The organism is Azospirillum brasilense (assembly GCF_022023855.1).
GTDB classification, from domain to species: Bacteria; Pseudomonadota; Alphaproteobacteria; order Azospirillales; family Azospirillaceae; genus Azospirillum; species Azospirillum brasilense_F.
In genome coordinates this window covers 2,220,024-2,239,321 of record NZ_CP059449.1, presented here as the reverse complement: position 1 = coordinate 2,239,321, position 19,298 = coordinate 2,220,024, and the positions used below count along the sequence as shown (strand labels likewise).

General features: G+C 67.5%; 22 protein-coding genes. 10 read left to right on the top strand and 12 right to left on the bottom strand.

Features of this window, described 5'->3' with window-relative positions; all coding sequences use genetic code 11:
- Positions 1-23 precede the first annotated feature (23 nt).
- Complete coding sequence (locus H1Q64_RS10590) at positions 24-308, bottom strand: hypothetical protein (protein ID WP_237903460.1); 285 nt, start codon at positions 306-308, stop codon at positions 24-26.
- Positions 309-608: 300 nt separating this feature from the next.
- Between H1Q64_RS10590 and H1Q64_RS10585 the strand changes: the two genes are divergently transcribed.
- Positions 609-1,343, top strand: a complete 735-nt coding sequence (locus H1Q64_RS10585) for a Crp/Fnr family transcriptional regulator (RefSeq protein ID WP_237903459.1) — start codon at positions 609-611, stop codon at positions 1,341-1,343.
- A gap of 235 nt (positions 1,344-1,578) precedes the next feature.
- Positions 1,579-1,992, top strand: a complete 414-nt coding sequence (locus H1Q64_RS10580) for a response regulator (protein WP_237903458.1) — start codon at positions 1,579-1,581, stop codon at positions 1,990-1,992.
- A 25-nt stretch (positions 1,993-2,017) separates the two neighbouring features.
- Here the strand turns inward: H1Q64_RS10580 and H1Q64_RS10575 are convergent, their stop codons facing one another.
- Positions 2,018-2,725: a Crp/Fnr family transcriptional regulator gene (locus H1Q64_RS10575; protein WP_237903457.1), complete on the bottom strand. Its 708-nt coding sequence runs from the start codon at positions 2,723-2,725 to the stop codon at positions 2,018-2,020.
- Positions 2,726-2,887: 162 nt separating this feature from the next.
- Here H1Q64_RS10575 and H1Q64_RS10570 point away from each other — a divergent pair, with 162 nt between their 5' ends.
- Positions 2,888-3,301, top strand: coding sequence for a hypothetical protein (locus H1Q64_RS10570; protein WP_174451832.1), 414 nt, complete (start codon positions 2,888-2,890; stop codon positions 3,299-3,301).
- On the opposite strand, the gene H1Q64_RS10565 is transcribed toward H1Q64_RS10570, so the two are convergent.
- Both H1Q64_RS10565 and H1Q64_RS10560 read right to left on the bottom strand, forming a co-directional pair.
- Positions 3,273-3,812: an isoprenylcysteine carboxyl methyltransferase family protein gene (locus H1Q64_RS10565; protein WP_237903456.1), complete on the bottom strand. Its 540-nt coding sequence runs from the start codon at positions 3,810-3,812 to the stop codon at positions 3,273-3,275. The two genes, H1Q64_RS10570 and H1Q64_RS10565, sit on opposite strands and share 29 nt — an antisense overlap.
- A gap of 11 nt (positions 3,813-3,823) precedes the next feature.
- The gene (locus H1Q64_RS10560) at positions 3,824-4,873 is read right to left on the bottom strand and encodes a type III polyketide synthase (RefSeq protein ID WP_237903455.1); all 1,050 of its coding nucleotides are present in this window, start codon (positions 4,871-4,873) and stop codon (positions 3,824-3,826) included.
- A gap of 166 nt (positions 4,874-5,039) precedes the next feature.
- On the opposite strand from H1Q64_RS10560, the gene H1Q64_RS10555 reads away from it, so the two are divergent.
- Positions 5,040-5,765 (top strand): DUF502 domain-containing protein, encoded by a 726-nt coding sequence (locus H1Q64_RS10555; protein WP_237903454.1) that lies wholly within the window; start codon positions 5,040-5,042, stop codon positions 5,763-5,765.
- 24 nt (positions 5,766-5,789) lie between these two features.
- Here the strand turns inward: H1Q64_RS10555 and H1Q64_RS10550 are convergent, their stop codons facing one another.
- The 6 genes from H1Q64_RS10550 to cobU form a co-directional block, all read right to left on the bottom strand.
- Positions 5,790-6,785: a hypothetical protein gene (locus H1Q64_RS10550; RefSeq protein WP_237903453.1), complete on the bottom strand. Its 996-nt coding sequence runs from the start codon at positions 6,783-6,785 to the stop codon at positions 5,790-5,792.
- Positions 6,786-7,026: 241 nt separating this feature from the next.
- Entirely contained in the window at positions 7,027-7,617 is a 591-nt protein-coding gene (locus H1Q64_RS10545; protein WP_237903452.1) for a calcium-binding protein, read from the bottom strand.
- A gap of 395 nt (positions 7,618-8,012) precedes the next feature.
- The gene (recG, locus tag H1Q64_RS10540) at positions 8,013-10,094 is read right to left on the bottom strand and encodes an ATP-dependent DNA helicase RecG (protein ID WP_237903451.1); all 2,082 of its coding nucleotides are present in this window, start codon (positions 10,092-10,094) and stop codon (positions 8,013-8,015) included.
- 367 nt (positions 10,095-10,461) lie between these two features.
- Positions 10,462-11,952 carry a cobyric acid synthase gene (locus H1Q64_RS10535; protein WP_419468806.1) on the bottom strand — a complete coding sequence of 497 codons (1,491 nt, stop codon included), beginning with the start codon at positions 11,950-11,952 and terminating at the stop codon, positions 10,462-10,464.
- A 3-nt stretch (positions 11,953-11,955) separates the two neighbouring features.
- Positions 11,956-12,567: a cob(I)yrinic acid a,c-diamide adenosyltransferase gene (cobO, locus tag H1Q64_RS10530; RefSeq protein ID WP_237903450.1), complete on the bottom strand. Its 612-nt coding sequence runs from the start codon at positions 12,565-12,567 to the stop codon at positions 11,956-11,958.
- On the bottom strand, positions 12,564-13,088 hold the full coding sequence (cobU, locus tag H1Q64_RS10525; RefSeq protein ID WP_237903449.1) for a bifunctional adenosylcobinamide kinase/adenosylcobinamide-phosphate guanylyltransferase: 525 nt from the start codon (positions 13,086-13,088) through the stop codon (positions 12,564-12,566). Before cobU ends, cobO begins: the two co-directional genes overlap by 4 nt.
- A gap of 168 nt (positions 13,089-13,256) precedes the next feature.
- On the opposite strand from cobU, the gene H1Q64_RS10520 reads away from it, so the two are divergent.
- From H1Q64_RS10520 to H1Q64_RS10510, 3 genes are all read left to right on the top strand, one after another.
- Positions 13,257-14,249, top strand: a complete 993-nt coding sequence (locus H1Q64_RS10520; protein ID WP_237903448.1) for an alpha/beta hydrolase family esterase — start codon at positions 13,257-13,259, stop codon at positions 14,247-14,249.
- An 87-nt stretch (positions 14,250-14,336) separates the two neighbouring features.
- Positions 14,337-14,612: a hypothetical protein gene (locus H1Q64_RS10515; RefSeq protein ID WP_137114602.1), complete on the top strand. Its 276-nt coding sequence runs from the start codon at positions 14,337-14,339 to the stop codon at positions 14,610-14,612.
- Positions 14,613-14,676: 64 nt separating this feature from the next.
- Entirely contained in the window at positions 14,677-15,069 is a 393-nt protein-coding gene (locus H1Q64_RS10510; RefSeq protein ID WP_237903447.1) for a hypothetical protein, read from the top strand.
- Positions 15,070-15,099: 30 nt separating this feature from the next.
- On the opposite strand, the gene H1Q64_RS10505 is transcribed toward H1Q64_RS10510, so the two are convergent.
- On the bottom strand, positions 15,100-15,558 hold the full coding sequence (locus H1Q64_RS10505) for a hypothetical protein (protein ID WP_237903446.1): 459 nt from the start codon (positions 15,556-15,558) through the stop codon (positions 15,100-15,102).
- A 163-nt stretch (positions 15,559-15,721) separates the two neighbouring features.
- Between H1Q64_RS10505 and H1Q64_RS10500 the strand changes: the two genes are divergently transcribed.
- Together H1Q64_RS10500 and arfB are read left to right on the top strand one after the other, a co-directional pair.
- Positions 15,722-16,375: a DsbA family oxidoreductase gene (locus H1Q64_RS10500; protein WP_237903445.1), complete on the top strand. Its 654-nt coding sequence runs from the start codon at positions 15,722-15,724 to the stop codon at positions 16,373-16,375.
- Positions 16,376-16,394: 19 nt separating this feature from the next.
- A complete protein-coding gene (gene arfB, locus H1Q64_RS10495; RefSeq protein ID WP_014240675.1) occupies positions 16,395-16,814 on the top strand; it encodes an alternative ribosome rescue aminoacyl-tRNA hydrolase ArfB in 420 nt (139 codons plus the stop codon).
- Between the two features lie 6 nt (positions 16,815-16,820).
- On the opposite strand, the gene H1Q64_RS10490 is transcribed toward arfB, so the two are convergent.
- Positions 16,821-17,153 (bottom strand): PRC-barrel domain-containing protein, encoded by a 333-nt coding sequence (locus tag H1Q64_RS10490; protein ID WP_237903444.1) that lies wholly within the window; start codon positions 17,151-17,153, stop codon positions 16,821-16,823.
- A 268-nt stretch (positions 17,154-17,421) separates the two neighbouring features.
- On the opposite strand from H1Q64_RS10490, the gene H1Q64_RS10485 reads away from it, so the two are divergent.
- Positions 17,422-19,296 carry an AI-2E family transporter gene (locus H1Q64_RS10485; RefSeq protein WP_237903443.1) on the top strand — a complete coding sequence of 625 codons (1,875 nt, stop codon included), beginning with the start codon at positions 17,422-17,424 and terminating at the stop codon, positions 19,294-19,296.
- Positions 19,297-19,298 lie beyond the last annotated feature (2 nt).

Below are 19,298 nucleotides of genomic sequence, written 5' to 3'. Positions count from 1 at the left end.
GGAAAGGCGTGCCGTACGCATTCTTAGTCCTGGGAACCGCCGTCCGCCATCTGCCCGATCCCGACATGCGCCGACGCAGGATGGGTGGCGTTCACCTGGATCATCAGGCGCTCAACGATCTGCAACGCCACGCGATGCAGATTTGGATCCTCACCCTTTGGATCGCGATTCTGGTGGGCGGCAGCGGCGTCCTCAAGCGCGGCATGCGCTTCCTCGAGCCGTAAGACCCCGCGTTCCACCAATGCGAGCATAAGGGATTCACAAATCGAGAGGGCAGCCAGTCCCGCCGCATCCCGCTCCGCCGCCATGCCGCCCCCCGCACTGATCTGTTACCACCGCCGGCCGTTCAAAACCCCATACGGCCAATGCCACCAACAGTTTTGTATATGATCCCTCACCTGTCCGGTCGAGAAAATCTAACCCCCATTAACCTATGTTATAGATGGTTTTATCGTTTGGCTTAATCGTTCGAGGCCGCCCGGAATTGGGCTGGCAGTGGCACTCGCTTCGGGGCCATAACAATTGGACGATCAAAGGCTGGAACAGAAATGACCCGCGCCCAGGCCAACATACCGTCATCTCCACTGGGGCGCAAGATAACCAGTTACATGAGCCTGACAGACGAGGAGAAGAGTTTCCTCAACGAGTTGGAGCGCAATGTTACCCGGCACGGTTCGCGTTCTGATCTTCTCCAGCAGGGAGAACGCTACGGTTGCGTGCGAGTGATGCGCAAAGGCTGGGCAATCCGTCACAAAGCGCTTCCCGATGGGCGGCGGCAGGTTGTCAATTTTGTCCTGCCCGGGGACATCATCGGCTTTTACTGCAACCTGTTCGAGACGGCGGACCATGGCGTCACCACCCTGACCCCGGCGGAGGTCGCCAACTTCCAGCCGGAACGAATCATCGAACTGTTCAAGCTCTTCCCCCGTCTGGCCGCCGCCCTCGCCTGGTCGGGCGCCAAGGAGGAGGCGATCATCGCCGAACGCCTGCTCAGCGTCGGCCGCCGCACCGCGCTGGAGCGCACGGCCCACCTGATCGTGGAACTGCTGCGGCGGTTGAGCATCGTCGGGCTGGTCGAGGAGGGACGCTTCACCCTGCCGGTCACCCAGGAAATCCTGGCCGACGCGCTGGGGCTCAGCATCGTCCACATCAATCGGACGCTCCGGCGGCTGCGCGACATCGGGCTGATCGATCTGGCCGGACAGCAGATCACCGTCCACGATGTGAAGCAGCTCGCCTCCGTCGGCCAGTTCGACGAGTTGTACCTGCACCTGATCCAGGCGCCCAGACAGCTGGAGCACGCCTTGGACGCCAAGTCCGACCGAAAGCGCGCGGGGGACTGATCGGTTTTTTCGACCCTCTTAGATATTCCCTTCCGATTAACCTATGACAATGCGTCGGCGCGCCGTTCGATATAGAATCTTAATTACCTGCACAGATAACTGAGCAGACCGACCACGGAGCGGACAGCGGCCACCCCCGCAACAGCTTTCCCAAACACGCTGGACGGACGGTATCGGGCAGCCGATATCGCCGTCCTGCTGTTCACCGGTTTCCCCGCTGTTCATTGGATAACGCATGACCGACGCCCCCCTCGCCGGCCGATCCGCAAGCTCCGGCACACTGACCGTCGCCCTTCTTGAGGACGACATGGTGCTGTGCCTGTGCATGGAAACCTTGTTCGAGGATTGGGGAATGGTGCTGGTCAGCGCCCCGACGCCAGACGCGCTCCTGGACGCGCTGAATGGCGGGGCGCTCCCCGACATCCTGGTCGCCGATTACCATCTGGGACGTCACGGCAAGGCGCCGGAGTCGGTGCGGGCGGTGCTGGAGGACGTCGGCTCCGCCCTGCCCGTCATCATCACCACCGGCGACGAGTCCGCAGCCACCCAGGCGGAGATCCGCGCCGCGGGCTGGCATTTCCTCCCCAAGCCCTACGATCCCGAATCGCTTCGCGCCCTGATCCTGACCGTTCTCGGGCGGGCGGACTGATACGCCCTTTCCAGCCGCCATCCCCTCACGCGCCGGCCCGGACATCCTCCACCAACGCCTCCAACCGGTGCAGGTCGCGCACGACCAGCGCGTCGGCCCGCCGCTCCACCAGCCCATCGCGGGCAAGATCGTTCAGCACGCGGGCGACCGTCTCGCGTGCGGTGCTGACCCGGCTGGCGATGTCGGCGTGGATGGGAATCGGAGCGATCACCGCCGTCGCCCCTTCCACCCGCCCGCGTTTGGCGAGCCGCAGCAACTCGGCGTGGACACGGTTGTTGGCCCCCAGCGTGGACAGTTCCATCACCCGGTCGGTGGCGATGCGGACGACCCGGCACAGCCGCCGCATCACCGCCATGGCGAGTTCCGGGTGGCCGGACACCAATTCCTGAAAGGGTTGGGGTGCCAGGAAGGCGATCAGGGTTCCCTCCTCCAAAGCCATCGCGGAGGCCGAGCGGGGAAGCCCGTCGATGGCCGCCATCTCTCCCAGGAAGCCGCCGGCCTCGATGTCGTCGAAGCTGATCTCGCGACCCGCCGGGGAATGGCTCAACACCCGCACGCGCCCGTGGACCACCAGCACGACGTCCCGCGATTCTCCCTGGTGGTCGATGATCTGCTCGCCGGCGTGGAAGCGGCGCCAGCGGCACTGGCGCGCCAGGGCGACGCGCTCCTCCGCGGACAGTGGGCTCAACAGCGTGATCGCATCCAGCCGGGACAGTCCAGCGTCAACAGGCACGGGGCCACATCCTTTTCTGACAGCCACCCTCAAGCACAACCCTGAGCATAGCCGGGCCTGCGCAAAGGTGGAACCGCCTCCCTCGAACGGGTGTCGCTAACGTCCCGTTAACCCTGAAAGCGGCAGAACGGACGGGACGCGCCCACCGGAATTGAGAGAGCCATGTCGTTCCAACTGCCCTCCGGCCCCGTTCCCCGCAGCCTGATCCCTTATGCCGGCCGCGTGGATTCGCAGCGCCTGCTGTCGGTCGTCGCCATCCCCTTCGCCGCGGCCATCGCCATGGCGACCGCCGTGGCGGCGATGGGCGGCGTGACCGACCCCATCGCCGAGGCCGGCGGGCCGATGTACTTCGTCCTGAACTTCGTGAAGTTCTGCTATCTGGCGGTGTCGATGGCCCATCTGTCCGGCGCCCTGGCGGAGCGCGCCAACGGCGGCCTGCCCGCCGGCCTGTGGCTGGACGAGATGGATCGCTCGGAGCCGGAGTCCCGCGAGTCCTTCTGGCATGCCTTTCCGAACCACCTCGACGGGGCGGCCATCGCCGGCTGCGTCACGATGCTGTGCTTCCTGCTGACCTGAGCGCGCGCCGTCCGGACAGCGCGCCGTCCTCGACACGGATGCGGTGCAGGGTCAGCGGCACGTTCAGCAGCGTGGTCAGCACCGCGATCCACCATGCCCCGAAGACCAGGGGCAGCACGGCCAGTTCGCCCGCCACGACCAGATAGTTGGGGTGGCGGACCCAGCGGAACGGCCCGCGCCGCACCAGCGGGGCGCCGGGCAAGGTGACGATGCGGGTGGTCCAGAACCGCCCCAGCGTGGCGATCACCCAGACCCGCCCAGCCTGCAACAGCACGAACAGGGCGAGCAGCCAGCCGTTGATCGGCGCGTCCGCCGGAACGACGGCGAACAGCAGGGCCAGCCATCCGGCGTGCAGCCCGACGAACAGCGGGTAATGGGCGGCCCCGACCTCCTGCGCGCCCGCGGCTAGCAGGCGGCGCGTGTTGCGTTGGGCGATGACGAGTTCGCCCAGACGCTGGGCCGCGACCAGCAGCAGAATGACGTGGGGCCAGCCCAGCGGCAGCGTTTCCATTCCAAGCGCTCCTAGAGGTTGACCTGGGCCATCGCAGCGGTGAAGCCGGGGCCGAGCGCGGTCATCAGGTGGGGGCCGTGGGCGCCCGACGCGATGCGCCGCTCCAGCACGAACATCACGCTGGCCGCCGACATGTTGCCGCAGCGGCGCAGCACCGCCCAAGCGTCGTCCAGCCCGGCGGAGACCGGGGCGCAGACCTCCTCCAGCGCGTGCAGCACCTTGGCGCCGCCGGGGTGGCAGATCAACCCGGCAAGGTCGCCGCGGGCCAGCCGCCGCCGCTCCAGGAAGCCGTCGAGGACCGGTTCCAGCCGGTTGCGGATCAGCGCCGGGATGCTCTGGCTGAAGATCACGCCGAGACCGTCATCCTCGACCCGCCACCCCATCACGTCCTGCGTTCCCGGCCAAGTGTGCTCCGCACCGTCCACAAGGCGCGGCCCCTCTCCCTCAGCATCGGCACGCAGCACCGCCGCCGCTGCGCCATCCGCGAACAGGGCGCTGGCGACGACGTTGGTCGGGGTCGCCTCGGCCGAGCGGAAGGCCAGCGTGCAGAGTTCCACCACCAGGAACAGCACCGTCCGCCCCGCCATCGCCTGGGCGATCTGGCCGGCGCGGGTCAGTCCCAGCACGCCGCCGGCGCAGCCCAGCCCGAACAGCGGCAGACGCACCGTATCGGGACGGAAGCCCATGCGTTCCAGCAGCAGCGCCTCCAGGCTGGGCGTGGCGATGCCGGTCGTCGAGGCGCAGACGATGGCATCCACCTCCTGCGGCCTCAGACCGGCGCGGGCCAGCGCCTGCCCCGCCGCCTCTTCCAGCAAGGCCAGGGCGCCGTCACGGAAAGCGGCGGTGCGCTCCGGCCAGCCGCGTGGCTCCATGTACCAGTCGATGGGCATGACCGCGTGGCGCGTCTCGATGCCGGTGTTGGCGAAGACCGGCACCAGCCGTTCGAAGTCGCGCATCCGCGGTCCGAAGACGGCCCGTGCGACGCCGAGGGCCTCCTCCTGGTCGAGACGATGGGGCGGCAGAGCCGTGGCGAGCGAGAGGATGCGGGGGGTATGGGTCATCCTCAGCGATGTGATGCGCGTGGGGATGGCGGACCAGCCCCCCGGAGGGGTTTCCTTCGCTTGCTCTCCCGCGACTCTTTCCCGCCATCCGATACGTCGTTGTGGATTGAGCAGGACCCATGTCCTGTATCACTATACCGGGCGTCGGATTTTCGGGGGTGGGGCGGTGGATCGGAACGAGCAGAGCAGCCAGAGCGCGGCGGACGAGAACACGTCCCACCGGCCCGCTGGCATCGGCCTGATGGGGCGGCTGCGCGCCTATTTCCTGGCGGGCGTTCTGGTGACGGCGCCGATCGCGGTCACGGTCTATCTCGGCTGGTGGCTGCTGGCCTTCATCGACGGGCATGTGCGCCCGCTGATCCCCTCCGCCTACAACCCGGAAAACTATCTGCCCTTCTCGATCCCCGGCATCGGGGTGCTGACGCTGATCATCGTGCTGACCCTGATCGGCGCCTTCGCCGCCGGCTATGTCGGGCGGCTGGTGGTGCGCATCGGCGAAGGCGTGGTGGAGCGCATGCCGGTCGTCCGCTCCGTCTACGGGGCGGTCAAGCAGATCGTCGAGACGGTGCTCGCCAAGAAGTCCAAGGCCTTCCGCGAGGTGGTCCTGGTGGAGTTCCCGCGCCACGGCATCTGGTCGCTGGGCTTCATCACCGGCGCCGCCCATCCGGAGATCCAGAAGATCTCCGAGGAGGAGATGGTGCACGTCTTCATCCCCTGTGCCCCGCCGACCGCCGGCTATCTGGCGATCCTGCCGCGGCGCGAGGTGACCGTTCTGGACATGACGGTGGAGGATGGGCTGAAGCTGGTGATGTCCGGCGGCATCGTCACCCCGCCGAACCGCAAGCCCCCTCCGCAGCTTCACAAGCTGGATCGGGAGCGCAAAAGCGCCTGACCAGCACCAGCCCCCTCAACTCGCTCAGTAGCTCACACGGATGCCTTCGCGGTATTGCTGGGCGGATTTCGCGTCCTCGAAAGCACCAACTCCGCTCTTCTGCATCGCTTCCCACGCCGCCATGACCTCTTCGCGCAATTGAACCCGCTGGCCCATCACCGGAGCGTCCGTCCTGGCTTGCGTTGCAGGAAGGGAGATCGAGGGAAACAACGAATCGTCCGACGTGAATTCACGGTCCTGCGCAACCGTATGGGTGGATGGCTGCCCCGTCCGCTCGGCAATCAGAGAAGCCGCATCACGCTCTCCGAGGGAGCGAAGGGCCTTGTCAATGGAGGACAGGTCAACCCCGGCGTCCTTCAACTTATAAGCCGCATCGGCTTCCTTGCGTGTGTACGCCATCCGCGAGTCGGCAGGCTGCGTGATGCTGAAGCCCTGGAAGGGATCCAGAATCATACGCTGGTTACCGGATTGAGCAAGCAACAGCGCCGGGTTGGTGCCCTGCGCCATCAGTGAGGTCGATATCTCTCCATACTGCTCCGACGCTCCCTGACCACGCTGATCCAGCAGGGACAGCTTTCCCATAAGCTCCTCTCGCTTCGCACTGGTCGCGCTGAGAGCTTTTCTGAAATCATCCGACGTGGTGTCGTCGCTGGAGAAAAGCCCCGCATTATCATTGTGAGCCATGCGAAACGTCGCCGAGTACGCCGTGAGACGGGACTCTTTGAGCCGCTGTTTGAGCGCATTATGGACGTCTTCGCCGGTCAGCTTGCCGCTGTCGACCAACGACGACAACTGCGTCCGTGTTTCAGCAGACAGCGCATTGAACGCGGTCAAAGACTCATCACGCAGAGAAGAGGCCAGAGGGCTCAACGACACACTGTCCGCAATCCCTCCGGTGGTCCCACCGATCGCCCGCCCTGCTCCGCCTCCTGACGCCGACGAAGCGGACGGAGACGGAACGGAAGACGATGTGCGTTGGATTGATCCGCCCAGTTGTGAGGAGACATCGGAAATGCTCATCGCCGGATTCCTCGCCAGTTAGGAAAAGTGGCATTGCGCAAATTATAAACAAAAAGGATCATGAAGACGCCAGTCACACGCAAAACCACACACATATGCGTTAATAAATTCAGGACGCATCTTACCAAAACCAAACATTGATCAACGCCCAGCCGACAAGGCGCTTTGAATTTCTCACGCGACCTGCGTACAAGCGTTGATCAATATTGTTAATATTCAATTACTCTCTTCCAAGAATCACTCAGGTGAACAGGCTGTTCCATGACGAGTGCGCGAGAGCGCCCCAGCCGCTGACGAGCGATCCGTTGACTGCGGCTCCCTCAATGGTACCAACACCATCGTTTCCGAGATTCGTCAGCATTCCGCGAATCATAATGCCATTGTCGAAGCTGCCATCGTTAAGCTCGCCGCTCTGGTAAATGTAAAATGTGGATCGATCATCGCCCCAAGTCACCGTGAGCGATGTGGCATTCACCATGTAAAGAAAGTCAGAATTATTGAACTCATTCCCTGATAGATCATCAACGACGGTAATTCCGCCAAGAGCAAAGTCGTGATAGTATAAATCATTACCAGATCCGCCATATAGCGTATCGGCATTGCTCAATCCGGAAGCTGCACCTCCGCCAAGGATCGTATCGTTGCCGTTGTTCCCGTAAACACGATCCCGTCCCCAGCCGCCATCAGCGTAATCGTTTCCATCATCGGCGTAGATCCAGTCATCTCCGCCGCCGCCGTATATTTCGTCGTTCCCCTGAAGGCCAACAATACTATCATCACCGGTGGTTCCAGGCAGATAATCCGCGCCCGCCGTTCCAATAATCACAGCCATGACGAACTCCTTATTCAATTTATGATTCCATTGATGAGGATTCATCATTAGCCGACAGGAAGACAATTTTCAAGGGAAAAACACAAACGTGCACCAACCATTAGTTATCTAATCATTAGACACAGACACAAATTATTTGAGTATTTGCGTATGCATCGCATTTCGTTGAAGAAGTGTAGACGAGCATTTCTCCTGCCGACTTGGCAGTGGTGATGCATTGAAAGAGAGGCACTCTTTGGGGACCCGGCGACGGGCAGGCTCACGCGAAAAAGCGCGCGCACGTCAGGCTTGAGAAGCTTGCCGGAGAACAGACTTGAGGCGCCGATCAAGATTTTGATCGGACCGAGCAAAATCAATGGTTTGCGCCCATGAAAACGGGGTCTTGTTCTGCGCTACTACCCCGACCGCAACGTCTTTGCGGCGGCATCCCGCTCGAACAGGTACAGCAGGGTGCGCAGCGCTTGACCGCGCTCGCCGGCCAAGTCCGGATCGCGGTCCACGATCAGCTTCGCGTCGTCGCGGGCGGCGGCCAGCAGATCGCCGTGCACCGCCAGATCGGCCATGCGGAACTCGGGCAGGCCCGATTGGCGGGTGCCCAGCACCTCCCCCGCGCCGCGCAGCCGCAAGTCCTCCTCCGCGATGACGAAGCCGTCCTCGGTGTCGCGCATCGTCTTCAGGCGGGCGCGCGCCGTCTCCGTCAATTGCGGGTCGAACATCAGCAGGCAGGACGACGGCTTCTCGCCACGCCCCACCCGGCCGCGGAGCTGGTGAAGCTGGGCGAGGCCGAAGCGCTCGGCGTGCTCGATCACCATGACGGTGGCCTCGGGCACGTTCACGCCGACCTCAATGACCGTGGTGGCGACCAGGACGTCCAGGTTCCCGGCCTGGAAGGCGGCCATGACGGCGTCCTTGTCCGGCCCGCGCATCTTGCCATGCACCAGCCCCACCCGGTCGCCGAAGGTGGCGCGCAGGAAGGCGTGGCGCTCCGTCGCGGCGGCGAGGTCGGTCTGTTCCGATTCGTCGACCAGCGGGCAGACCCAATAGACCCGCGCGCCCTCCTGCACCTTGCGGTGGATGCCGTGCACCACCTCCTCCAGCCGGTCGAGCGCGATGGTCACGGTCTGGATCGGCTTGCGCCCCGCCGGCTTCTCGGTCAGGCGCGACACGTCCATGTCGCCGTAGGCGGTGAGCGTCAGCGTGCGCGGGATCGGCGTCGCCGTCATCACCAGCACGTCCACCGCCCGCCCCTTGGCGGAGAGCTGGAGCCGCTGATGGACGCCGAAGCGGTGCTGCTCGTCGATCACCGCCAGGGCGAGATCCTTGAAGGCGACGTCCTCCTGGAACAGCGCGTGGGTGCCGACCAGCAGCGGCAGCTCGCCCGAGGCCAGCCGGTCCAGCACCGCCTGCCGCGCCTTGCCCTTGTCACGCCCGGTCAGCAGGGCGAGGTCAACCCCCGCCGCCTTGCACAGCGGGGCGAGGCTCTCGGCATGCTGGCGCGCCAGGATCTCGGTGGGCGCCATCAGGGCGGCCTGATGGCCGGCCTCCACCGCGTTCAGCATCGCCATCAGCGCGACCACCGTCTTGCCGCTGCCGACGTCGCCCTGGAGCAGGCGCAGCATCCGCCGCTCCGACGCCATGTCCTCGTAGATTTCCTCCAGCGAGCCGGCCTGGGACTTGGTCAGGGAAAACGGCAGCGCGGCGGCCACCTTGGCGCGCAGCCGCCCGTCGCCCTGGATGACTCGGCCCGACAGGCGACGCTGCTGGATGCGGACCAGCGTCAGGGCGAGCTGATTCGACAGCAGCTCGTCATAGGCCAGCCTGCGGCGGATCGGGTTGGTCGGGGCGAGGTCGGCCTCGTCCTCCGGCGTGTGGGCGCGGCGGATCGACTCGTGCCACGTCGGCCAGCCGTTGCGGGCGCGCCACGCGGCGTCCTGCCATTCCGGCAGTTCCGGCACATCGTTCAGCATGGCTCGAACGGCCTTGCGCAGCGTCTTGGCCGGAAGCCCGGCGGTCATCGGGTAGACCGGCTCCACCGCCTCGATCTCGTCCTTCGACTCCAGCGGGACCACGGCGTCGGGGTGGGTGATCTGCGGCGTGTCGTGGAACCACTCGACCTTGCCGGACACCACCACCGTCTTGCCGACCGGCATCTGCCGTTCCAGCCAGTCGCCCTTCACATGGAAATAGATCAACTCCAGCACGCCCGTCTCGTCGGTGCAGCGGACCTTGTAGGGATGGCGGGAGTTGAGCGGAGCGGCGTGTGAATCGATGCGCACCGTCATGGTGGCGATCCGCCCGTTCGGCGCCTCGGCGATCTTCGGGGCGTAGCGGCGGTCGATGACACCGCACGGCAGGTGCCACAGCAGGTCCACGACCTGCGGACCGGCCAGCTTTTCGACGAGCTTGCCCAGCCGGGGACCGAGGCCGGGGAGCGCCGTCACCGGGCGGAACAGGGGGAAGAGAACGACGGGACGCACGGGAATGGAGTCTCAGCAGCGGGGATACGGGGGCCTGTGGCACCCATTCAAGCCCGCCGATGGGGCTCCGCGTCAAGCGCGGCGGTTTCCGATAAAGGCTGGGAGGGGAAAAGAAGACGGCGGTGTGCAAGGGTTTGGGGGGAAGCCTGGGCGGGGGACGCCGATCCAAGGCAAAAACCCTATGCACACCGCCGCAAGAAACGATCCGAGGGTATGCGGGAACATTCCGGATCGTGTGTGGCCGGCGGCGGGAACCGCCGGTGGATGACTCGCCAGTAATCAAACGTCGTCAATGACTGCAGTTGTAGCGCCCCCCGCCTGACCCCAGCGTTGCGGGATCATGAAATCCGTTTCATGAAGCCGCCGCTCACCGGGCGGCGGCCAGTAGGGCGTCGATGTCCACATGCTCCTCCAGCCGGGCGGCGATGCGGTCGAGCGCCTCTTCGACTGTCGCGACGTAGGATTGGCCGGACGCCTCGGCCCCCAGCCCCGTCAGGAAGGCGGCGCGGAAGCCGTCCGCCCCGAACAGGCCGTGCAGGTAGCAGCCCATCACCCGCCCGTCGGCGGACACCGCGCCGTCGGTCTGCCCGCCCGTCAGGGTCAGCATCGGGCGGGCGCGGTCCGCCCCCTCCGTGCGGCCCATGTGCATCTCATAGCCAGCGACCGCGGCCCCCGTGGCGGTATCGACACCGGTCGCCTCTTCCAGCACCTTAGGCCCCTTCAGCACGGTGTCCACGTCCAGCAGGCCCAGCCCCTCGGCCTCGCCCGGCGGTCCCTCGATGCCGTCCGGATCGGCGATGCGGCGGCCAAGCATCTGGTAGCCGCCGCAGATTCCCAGCACCCGCCCGCCGCGACGGCGATGGGCGGCCAGATCGACGTCCCAGCCCTGGGCGCGCAGCACCGCCAGATCGGCGATGGTCGCTTTGCTGCCCGGCAGGATGACCAGATCGGCGTCGCCCGGCAGGGGCTGGCCGCGCGGCACCATGGACAGGGCCACGTCCGGCTCCTGGGCCAGCGGGTCGACATCATCGAAGTTGGCGATGCGCGACAGCATCGGCACGGCGACGCGCAGCCGCCCTCCGGCGCGTGTCTTCCAGGTGTCCAGCGCCACCGCGTCCTCCGCCGGCAGCAGGGCGGCGTCGGCCAGCCAGGGCACGACGCCGAAGCTCGGCCAGCCCGTGCGCTCCGCGATAACCGACAGGCCGCCGTCGAACAACCGCACGTCACCGCGGAACTTGTTGATGAGGAAGCCGGCGACCAGCGCCCGCTCCTCCGGCGGGATCAGGGCGTGGGTACCGACGAGGCTGGCGATCACCCCGCCGCGATCGATGTCGCCGACCAGCACCACCGGCACGCCCGCCGCGGTGGCGAAGCCCATGTTGGCGATGTCGCCGGCCCTGAGATTGACCTCGGCCGGGCTGCCCGCCCCCTCGACCACCACCACGTCGGCCTCGGCCTTCAGCCGCTCGAAGCTGTCAAGCACGGTGGGGAGAAGCTGCCCCTTGCGCGACTGGTAGTCGCCGGCCCGTGCAGTGCCCGCCACGACGCCGCGCACCACCACCTGGGACCCGACGTCCGACTGCGGCTTCAGCAGCACCGGGTTCATGTGGACGGACGGGGCCACCCCGCAGGCCCGCGCTTGGAGCGCCTGGGCGCGCCCGATCTCGCCGCCGTCGGCGGTGACCGCGGCGTTGTTGGACATGTTCTGCGGCTTGAAGGGCCGCACGGTCAGGCCGCGGCGGACCAGCGCCCGGCACAGCCCGGCCACCAGCAGCGACTTGCCGACGTCGGACCCGGTGCCCTGAAGCATGATCGCGCGCGGCATGATCGCGCGAGGGAGGACCTTCGCTGCGGCCATGGCTCAGAACTCGATGCCCGGCTGGGCCTTGATGCCCGCCTGAAAGGGGTGCTTGACCAACGTCATCTCGGTCACGAGGTCGGCGGCCTCGATCAGCTCCGGCTTGGCGGTGCGGCCGGTGACCAGCACATGCAAGCCCTCGCGCCGCCCGGTCAGCACCGGAAGCACCTCCTCCACCGGCAGATAGCCCATGCGCAGCACGATGTTCAGCTCGTCGAGCACGATCAGGCCGTACTGGGGATCGGCCATGAGTTCCTGCGCCTTGGCCCAGGCGGCCTTGGCGGCGGCGATGTCGCGCTCGCGGTCCTGGGTCTCCCAGGTGAAGCCCTCGCCCATCGTGTAAAAGTCCACGAGGTCGTCGAAGCGCTCCAGCGCCACCGTCTCGCCGGTGGACCAGGCGCCCTTGACGAACTGCACCACGCCCACCCGCATGCCGTGCCCGGCGGCGCGCAGGATCAGGCCGAAGGCGGCGGTGGACTTGCCCTTGCCGTTGCCGGTGTTGACCATCAGCAGGCCCTTCTCCTGCGTCTTGCTGGCCATCACCCGGTCGTGCAGCGCCTTGCGCCGCTTCATCTTCTCGACGTGGCGTTCGTTCTGGTCGGCGTCTTCGGTCATGGTGTCTCTCCCTTCAGCAGCAGCGGCAGCCCGGCGGCGACGAAGGCCACCCGCTGGGCCACGGCGGCGATGTCCTGGTGCAGCCGCCCCGCATGGTCGCGGAAGCGGCGGGCCAGCGCGTTGTCCGGCACGATGCCCAGCCCCACCTCGTTGGAGACCAGCACCACCCGCCCCTCCACCGCCGCCAGGGCGGCCAGCAGGTCGGCGGAACGGGCGGGCACGTCGGCGTCGGCCATCATCAGGTTGGACAGCCACAGCGTCAGGCAATCGACCAGCACGCCCGTCCCGGCGCCGGCGTGGCGGCGCAGCGCGCCGGGCAGGTCCAGAGGCTCCTCCACCGTCGTCCAGCCGGGGCCGCGGTCCTCCTTGTGGCGGGCGACGCGGTCGGCCATCTCGGAGTCCCAGATCTCGGCCGTGGCGATGTAGACCCGCGGGCCGGGCGATGCAGTCACCAGCCCCTCGGCGTAGCGGCTCTTGCCGGAGCGGGCGCCGCCCAGGACGAGGGTGATATCGGTGCTCATAACGGTCGGGCCACCTTGACGCTTGCGAGATGGACGCTTGCGCGGAACCGGATGGTTAGCGCAGTTGGCGCCCCGGCGCAAACCGCCATGCCGGTTGTCCTCCCCCGCCACCCTCCCGTACCATCCGCCCGCCACTTTTTCTCCCGAACGACCCCGGAGCCGCCGACCGTGACCGATACCGCCCGGCCCCGCCCGGCCCTGGCCCGCGCCGCCGCGTTCCTCCGCCGCCTCATCGGCAAGCTGTTCCGCCGCGGCGCGCCCGTCCCGCCGCCCCCGCCGAGACCGGTGCCGGTGACGGAGCCGATGGAATCCGGGGTCTTCACCGACGACTCCGGCTCGCTCGCCTATCGGCTGTTCGTACCGAAGGGGGCGACGGGACCGCGCCCGCTGCTGGTCATGCTGCACGGCTGCACCCAGTCGCCGGAGGACTTCGCCGTCGGCACCCGCATGAACCGGCTGGCCGAGGAGGCCGGCTGCCTCGTCCTCTACCCGGAGCAGACCCCGGCGGCGAACGACAAGAAGTGCTGGAACTGGTTCAACCCCGACCACCAGCGCCGTGACCGCGGCGAACCGGCGCTGATGGCCGGAGCGGCCCGGCAGGTCCTGGCGGAACTGGGAGCCGATCCGCAGCGCGTCTACGTCGCCGGAATTTCGGCGGGTGGCTCCGCCGCGATGGTTCTGGCGATGACCCATCCCGACCTGTTCGCCGCGGTGGGCGTCCATTCCGGCCTGCCCTACGGCTCGGCCAGCGGCGTTCCGTCCGCCCTGCTGGCGATGAAGGCCGGCTCCTCGCCCGGCCAGCGTCCGGCGGTCGGGGCTCCGGTGGTGCCGGCCATCGTCTTCCACGGCGACGCGGACAAGGTCGTGCACCCGCGCAACGGCGATCATGTGATGGCCCAGGCCACCGCCAACGCGGAGGGGCTGACCGCGACGACCGAGGACGGGCAGGCCCCCGGCGGGCGCGGCTTCACCCGCACCGTCCACAGGGACCGCGACGGAGCGACGCTGTTCGAGCAGTGGACCGTCCACGGCAGCGGCCACGCCTGGTCCGGCGGCAGCCCGGACGGCACCTACACCGACCCGCAGGGGCCGGACGCCGCGCGGGAGATGCTGCGCTTCTTCCTGTCCCATCGGCACGCCGAGCCCGCGACAAGCGCGTGAGCCCCGCGGTTACCACTTTTGCACAACCGAATTCACGCCGCCCGTGCCATAAACTTCTCCAGCACCCACCAGCCCAACGATCCGGCCATGCGCGTCACCGCTCCCCGCCTCGCTGCCCTTGGCGCCCTCGCGCTTTGCCTGTCGGTGTCGCCGACGGCCCGGGCCGCCAACGTCTCCGCCGGGCAGGCCGAGGCGAAGGAGGCCGCCAAGTCGCTGGGCAACTGCACGCCCGCCAAGGTCGAGGTGATGAGCTACGTCACCGGCCGCTCCGGCCAGACCGTGTTCAAGGTGGGCTGCACGGAGGACAAGGACACCTTCGTGCTGGTGCAGTGCCGGTCGCGAATCTGCACGCTGCTGCGCTGATTCACGGCTTTTTAATGAGGTGTGCCTGGAATCGGACTCGAACACGGGACGGGGTGCAAGGGGAATGAGGCTCGCTCAGTCAATCGCGATGGTGGCGCTGGCGGTCCTTCCGCTCGGTGCCTGCAGCGGGCCGATGATGGTCGCCAGCCTCGGCGCCGATCTCGCCTCCGTCACCAGCACCAAGAAAACGCTCGGCGATCATGTGGTGTCCGCGGCGACCGGGCGCGACTGCTCGTCCGTGTCCTTCTCCGAAACCGGGCACTATTGCCCGGAGAAGGTCTACGTCGACCGCTCCCGCCTCTATTGCTACAAGACTCTGGCCGACGTGGATTGCCACCACATCCCCGACCCGCACCGCAACGGCCACACCGCCTTGGCGAGCCCCCCGCCGGACATCCGGCCGGAACCGCGGCAGCCGGGCTGGATCGAACGGATGATGACCGCGGCGGAGCAATAAGCCCGGCGGAGCAAACCCCCGCTCCGGGCCTCAGCGCATCTTCTTCGCCACGAAGGCCTTGGCGAGGGTCATCATCGCCTTCTCATGGGTGACGCCGCCCTGCCCGCCCTTGCCGGCGGGAACCACCATGGTGGCGGACTTGACCGGAGCGGCTGAGCCGGCGCGGCCGCGCGGCGCCGGTGCGTCCTCATCGGGGTCGCGGCCGAGGCGGCTCAGCACGTCGGCCAGCGCCTCCTTGCTCAGCGCGGAATCCACGGAACTGCGGGACCGGCCCGGCTGCGCGGGCGCAGACCGGCTGGACGCCGACGGGCGGACGCCCCGCTCGATCGCCGCCGCGGCGATGGCCTTCAGGAAGGGCTGCGAGATGCCCAGCAGGAGCTGCGGGTCCTCGACCGCCCAGGTCATCAGTAGTTTTTGCGCGGTCGCCCGGCTCCCCTTGGCCGCCACCAGCGCGTCGCGCACCTTGCCGTCCACATAGGAATTCGCCATCGCCACACGCCTCCGACCGCCGCGGACGCTCATCCGCGCAACAGGGCGACTCTCCGGCGGCAAGGGTTAACAAAGGGTTGCAAAGGCGGTTGGCCGAACGCAGGAGGGCGCCCCACGGGCTGGGCGGTTGCGCGGCGGGGTGGGAATGGGGGATAGTGGGCCTATGCTGATCGAAACCTACGCCGACCTGATCTGCCCCTGGTGCTACATCGGAAAGCGGCGGCTTGCCCGCGCGCTGGCCGATCGCCCTCGCGTCCAGGTGGAATTGCGCTGGCAGCCCTTCCAGCTCAACCCGGACATGGCGGCGGGCGGGATGGAGCGCAGCGCCTATCTGGCGGCCAAGTTCGGCGGCACGGAGCGGGCGCGGCAGATCCATCTGGTGGTCGAGGAAACGGCGGAGCGCGACGGACTGCCGCTGCGGCTGGACCGCATCCGGCGCTCACCCAACAGCTTCGACGGGCACCGGCTGATCCGCATCGCCGCCCGCCACGGGCTGGGCGACCGGATGGCCGACGCGCTGTTCCACGCCTATTTCGTGGACGGGCTGGACATCGGCGACCGCGACACGCTGGCTGCGACCGCCGCCGGCCTGGGCTTCGATTTCACGGAGATCAAAAATCTGCTGAATGGCGATGCGGAGACCACGGCGGTCTTCAACGCCGACGCCACGGCGCGGCAGCTCGGCCTTCAGGCGGTGCCCTGCTACATCTTCAACCGGCGTTACGCGCTGTCCGGCGCGCAGGAGCCCGCCAGCTTCCTCCCGCTTCTCGACCTCGGGGTGGAGGAGCAGGAAGGCGTGACGGCGGCGGCCGATTGATGATCGTGGAATTTTAATGATGATCCGGGTCACCCCGCGCATCAGCCTGGACGAGAGCGAACTTCAGGAGAGCTTCATCCGCGCCTCCGGCCCGGGCGGCCAGCACGTCAACAAGACGGACAGCGCGGTGCAATTGCGCTTCGACGTGGCGGCCTCGCCGAACATCCCCGACGACGTGAAGGCCCGGCTGGTCCGGCTGGCCGGCTCGCGCATGACGGCGGCGGGCGTGCTGATCATCGTTGGCGACACCTACCGCAGCCAGCTTCGCAACCGCGAGGACGTGCGCGAGCGGCTGATCGACCTGATCCGCGACGCAACGGTGGTGCCTAAGAGCCGCCGCCCGACCAAGCCGACCCTTGGCTCCAAGAAACGTCGCCTGGAGGCCAAGGGTCAGCGGTCCGACATCAAGCGTCTGCGCTCCGGCAAGCCGGAGGACTGAGGCGGTTTATTGCGGCGTCTTCTGCCGGCTCAACGAGATCATGTTCCCGCCATACTGGAACTCCGGCAGGTTGGCGAACTGGTCCTTGGTGAGCTGGGTCGCCACGATGGCGTCCTGCTGCTGGTTGTAGCGGACGTTGTCGATGTCCAGCGCCACGTTGCGCCCGCCGATGCCCATGATGCCGCCGGTGGAGACCACCAGTTGGCTCGGGCGGTTGCTGCGGTTGAACAGCACGTCCTCGACCTGCCCCACCTTCTGCCCGTCATAGGCGACGACCGACTTGCCCAGCATGGCCTGCGGCTCAATCCGCGAGGCGGTCTGGAGCGATTGCTCGGACATCGGGCGGGAAGCCTGATCGCTTCCCCCACCAAACCAGCTCGACGTCTCGGCGCAGCCCCCCAAAGCCAATAGCGCAACCGCCGACAGGACCGGAACAGCAACCTTACGCATAGCCCCCTCCTTCTGACGAGATAACCACGCGGGTTTAAACAGGCTGTCGACCGCAATCGTCACGGTGTCTTGCGGCGATCGCGCCCGACGCGCCGGAACGCGCCGCGTCCAGCCGTGTTCTGCACACTCTCAACTCTCCCCCGAGGCTCCGCCGATCATGGCCGAAGACACCGCCCGCCGGTTGCAGGCCCGCCCCATTCCGGTGCCGAAGGCCGCCCCGCCCGCCTCCACCCAGACGACGCTGCTGGTCACTGCGCTGGTGGTGGCGACCCTGTATCTGGGAAGCGACATCCTTGTCCCCATCGCGCTGGCGGTGCTGCTGACCTTCGTCCTGGCGCCCATCGTCAGCCGGCTGGAGCGGCTGCGTCTGGGCCGGGTACCGTCGGTGCTGGCCGTGGTGGTGCTGGTCTTCGCGGGCATCGCCGGCTTCGGCATGGTGGTCGGCGGGCAGATCGCCGATCTGGCCGACAACCTGCCCAGCTACCAGCGCAACGTCCACGCCAAGCTGGATTCGCTGCGCTCCAGCGCGTCGTCGGCGGGCAGCGGCGGGGTGGTCCAGCAGGCGACCGAAGCCTTCCGCGACCTGAAGCAGGGGCTGGAGCAGGTAACCGGGGAAAACCCGCCCGCCGCCACGGCACCCGCCAGCGCCCTGCCCGCCCCCGGCGCCGCGCGGGAGCCGGTGCCGGTGCGGATCGAGCAGGACGGCTCCGACGCGCTGACCATAATCAGCGACGTGCTGGGGCCGGCCATGGCGCCGGTCGCCACGGCGGGCATGGTGCTGGTCTTCACCATCTTCATGCTGCTGCAACGCGAGGATCTGCGCGACCGGCTGATCCGGCTGGCCGGGTCCGGCGACCTCAGTCGCACGACGGAGGCGATGAACGACGCGGGCGAGCGGGTCAGCCGCTATCTGCTGATGCAGTGCGTGGTCAACGTGACCTACGGCCTGCCCATCGGGATCGGGCTGTGGCTGCTCGGCGTGCCCAACCCGCTCTTGTGGGGGATGCTGGCGACGGTGCTGCGCTTCATCCCCTTCCTGGGACCGGCGATCGCCGCGGCCTTCCCAATCCTGCTGTCCTTCGCGGTCGATGCGGGATGGACCCTGCCGCTGCTCTGCATCGCCCTGTTCGTGGCGGTGGAGCTGTTTTCCAACAATGTGGTGGAGCCCTGGCTCTACGGCTCCGCCACCGGTCTGTCGTCCCTGGCGATCATCGTCGCGGCGGTGTTCTGGACCACGCTGTGGGGGCCGGTCGGGCTGCTGCTGGCGACGCCGCTGACCGTCTGCCTCGTCGTGCTGGGGCGGCACGTGCCGCAGCTTCATTTCCTGGAGGTGATGCTGGGCGACCGCCCAGTCCTGCCCGACGAGGCCAAGCTGTACCAGCGCCTGCTCGCCCGCGACCCCATCGAGGCCATGGAGATCGCCGAGGAGAAGATGACCGGCGGCGGCCTCGCGGAGGCCGGGCACGGCCTGCTGCTGCCCGCCCTGTCACTGGCCGAGCAGGACCGCCAGCGCAACCGCCTGAACCCGGAGGGACGGCAGGCGGTGGCGGAGGGCATGACGGCGCTGCTGGACGAGATGATGGAAGCCTCCCCGCCCGCCGCAGAGGACACGCCGCTGGTCCTGTGCATCGGCGCCCGCAACGACCTGGACGAGGCGGCGGCGGCGCTGCTCGGCCATTTGCTGCGCCCGCGCGGGCTGCGCGCCGACGTGATCCCGTGCGAGAAGGTGTCCGTCCGCTCCATCGCCGCGCTGGCCCCGACCGGCGTGTCGGCGGTGGTCCTGTCCTATCTGAATCCGTCCGCCCTCTCCCACGCACGCAGACTGGTGCGTCGGTTGCGCCTGCATTTCGGCCCGAACGTGCCGATCCTGCTCTGCCTGTGGAGCGCCCACCCCGAGGCCGACGCTCCGGAGCACGCCATATCCCAGACCTCGGCCGACCGCGTCGCCACCAGCCTGACCGGCGCCGTCACGCAGTTGGAGGAGCTGGGCGTTCTCGCCGCCGTCGAGGCGGAGAAGGCCCCGCAGGCGTAATG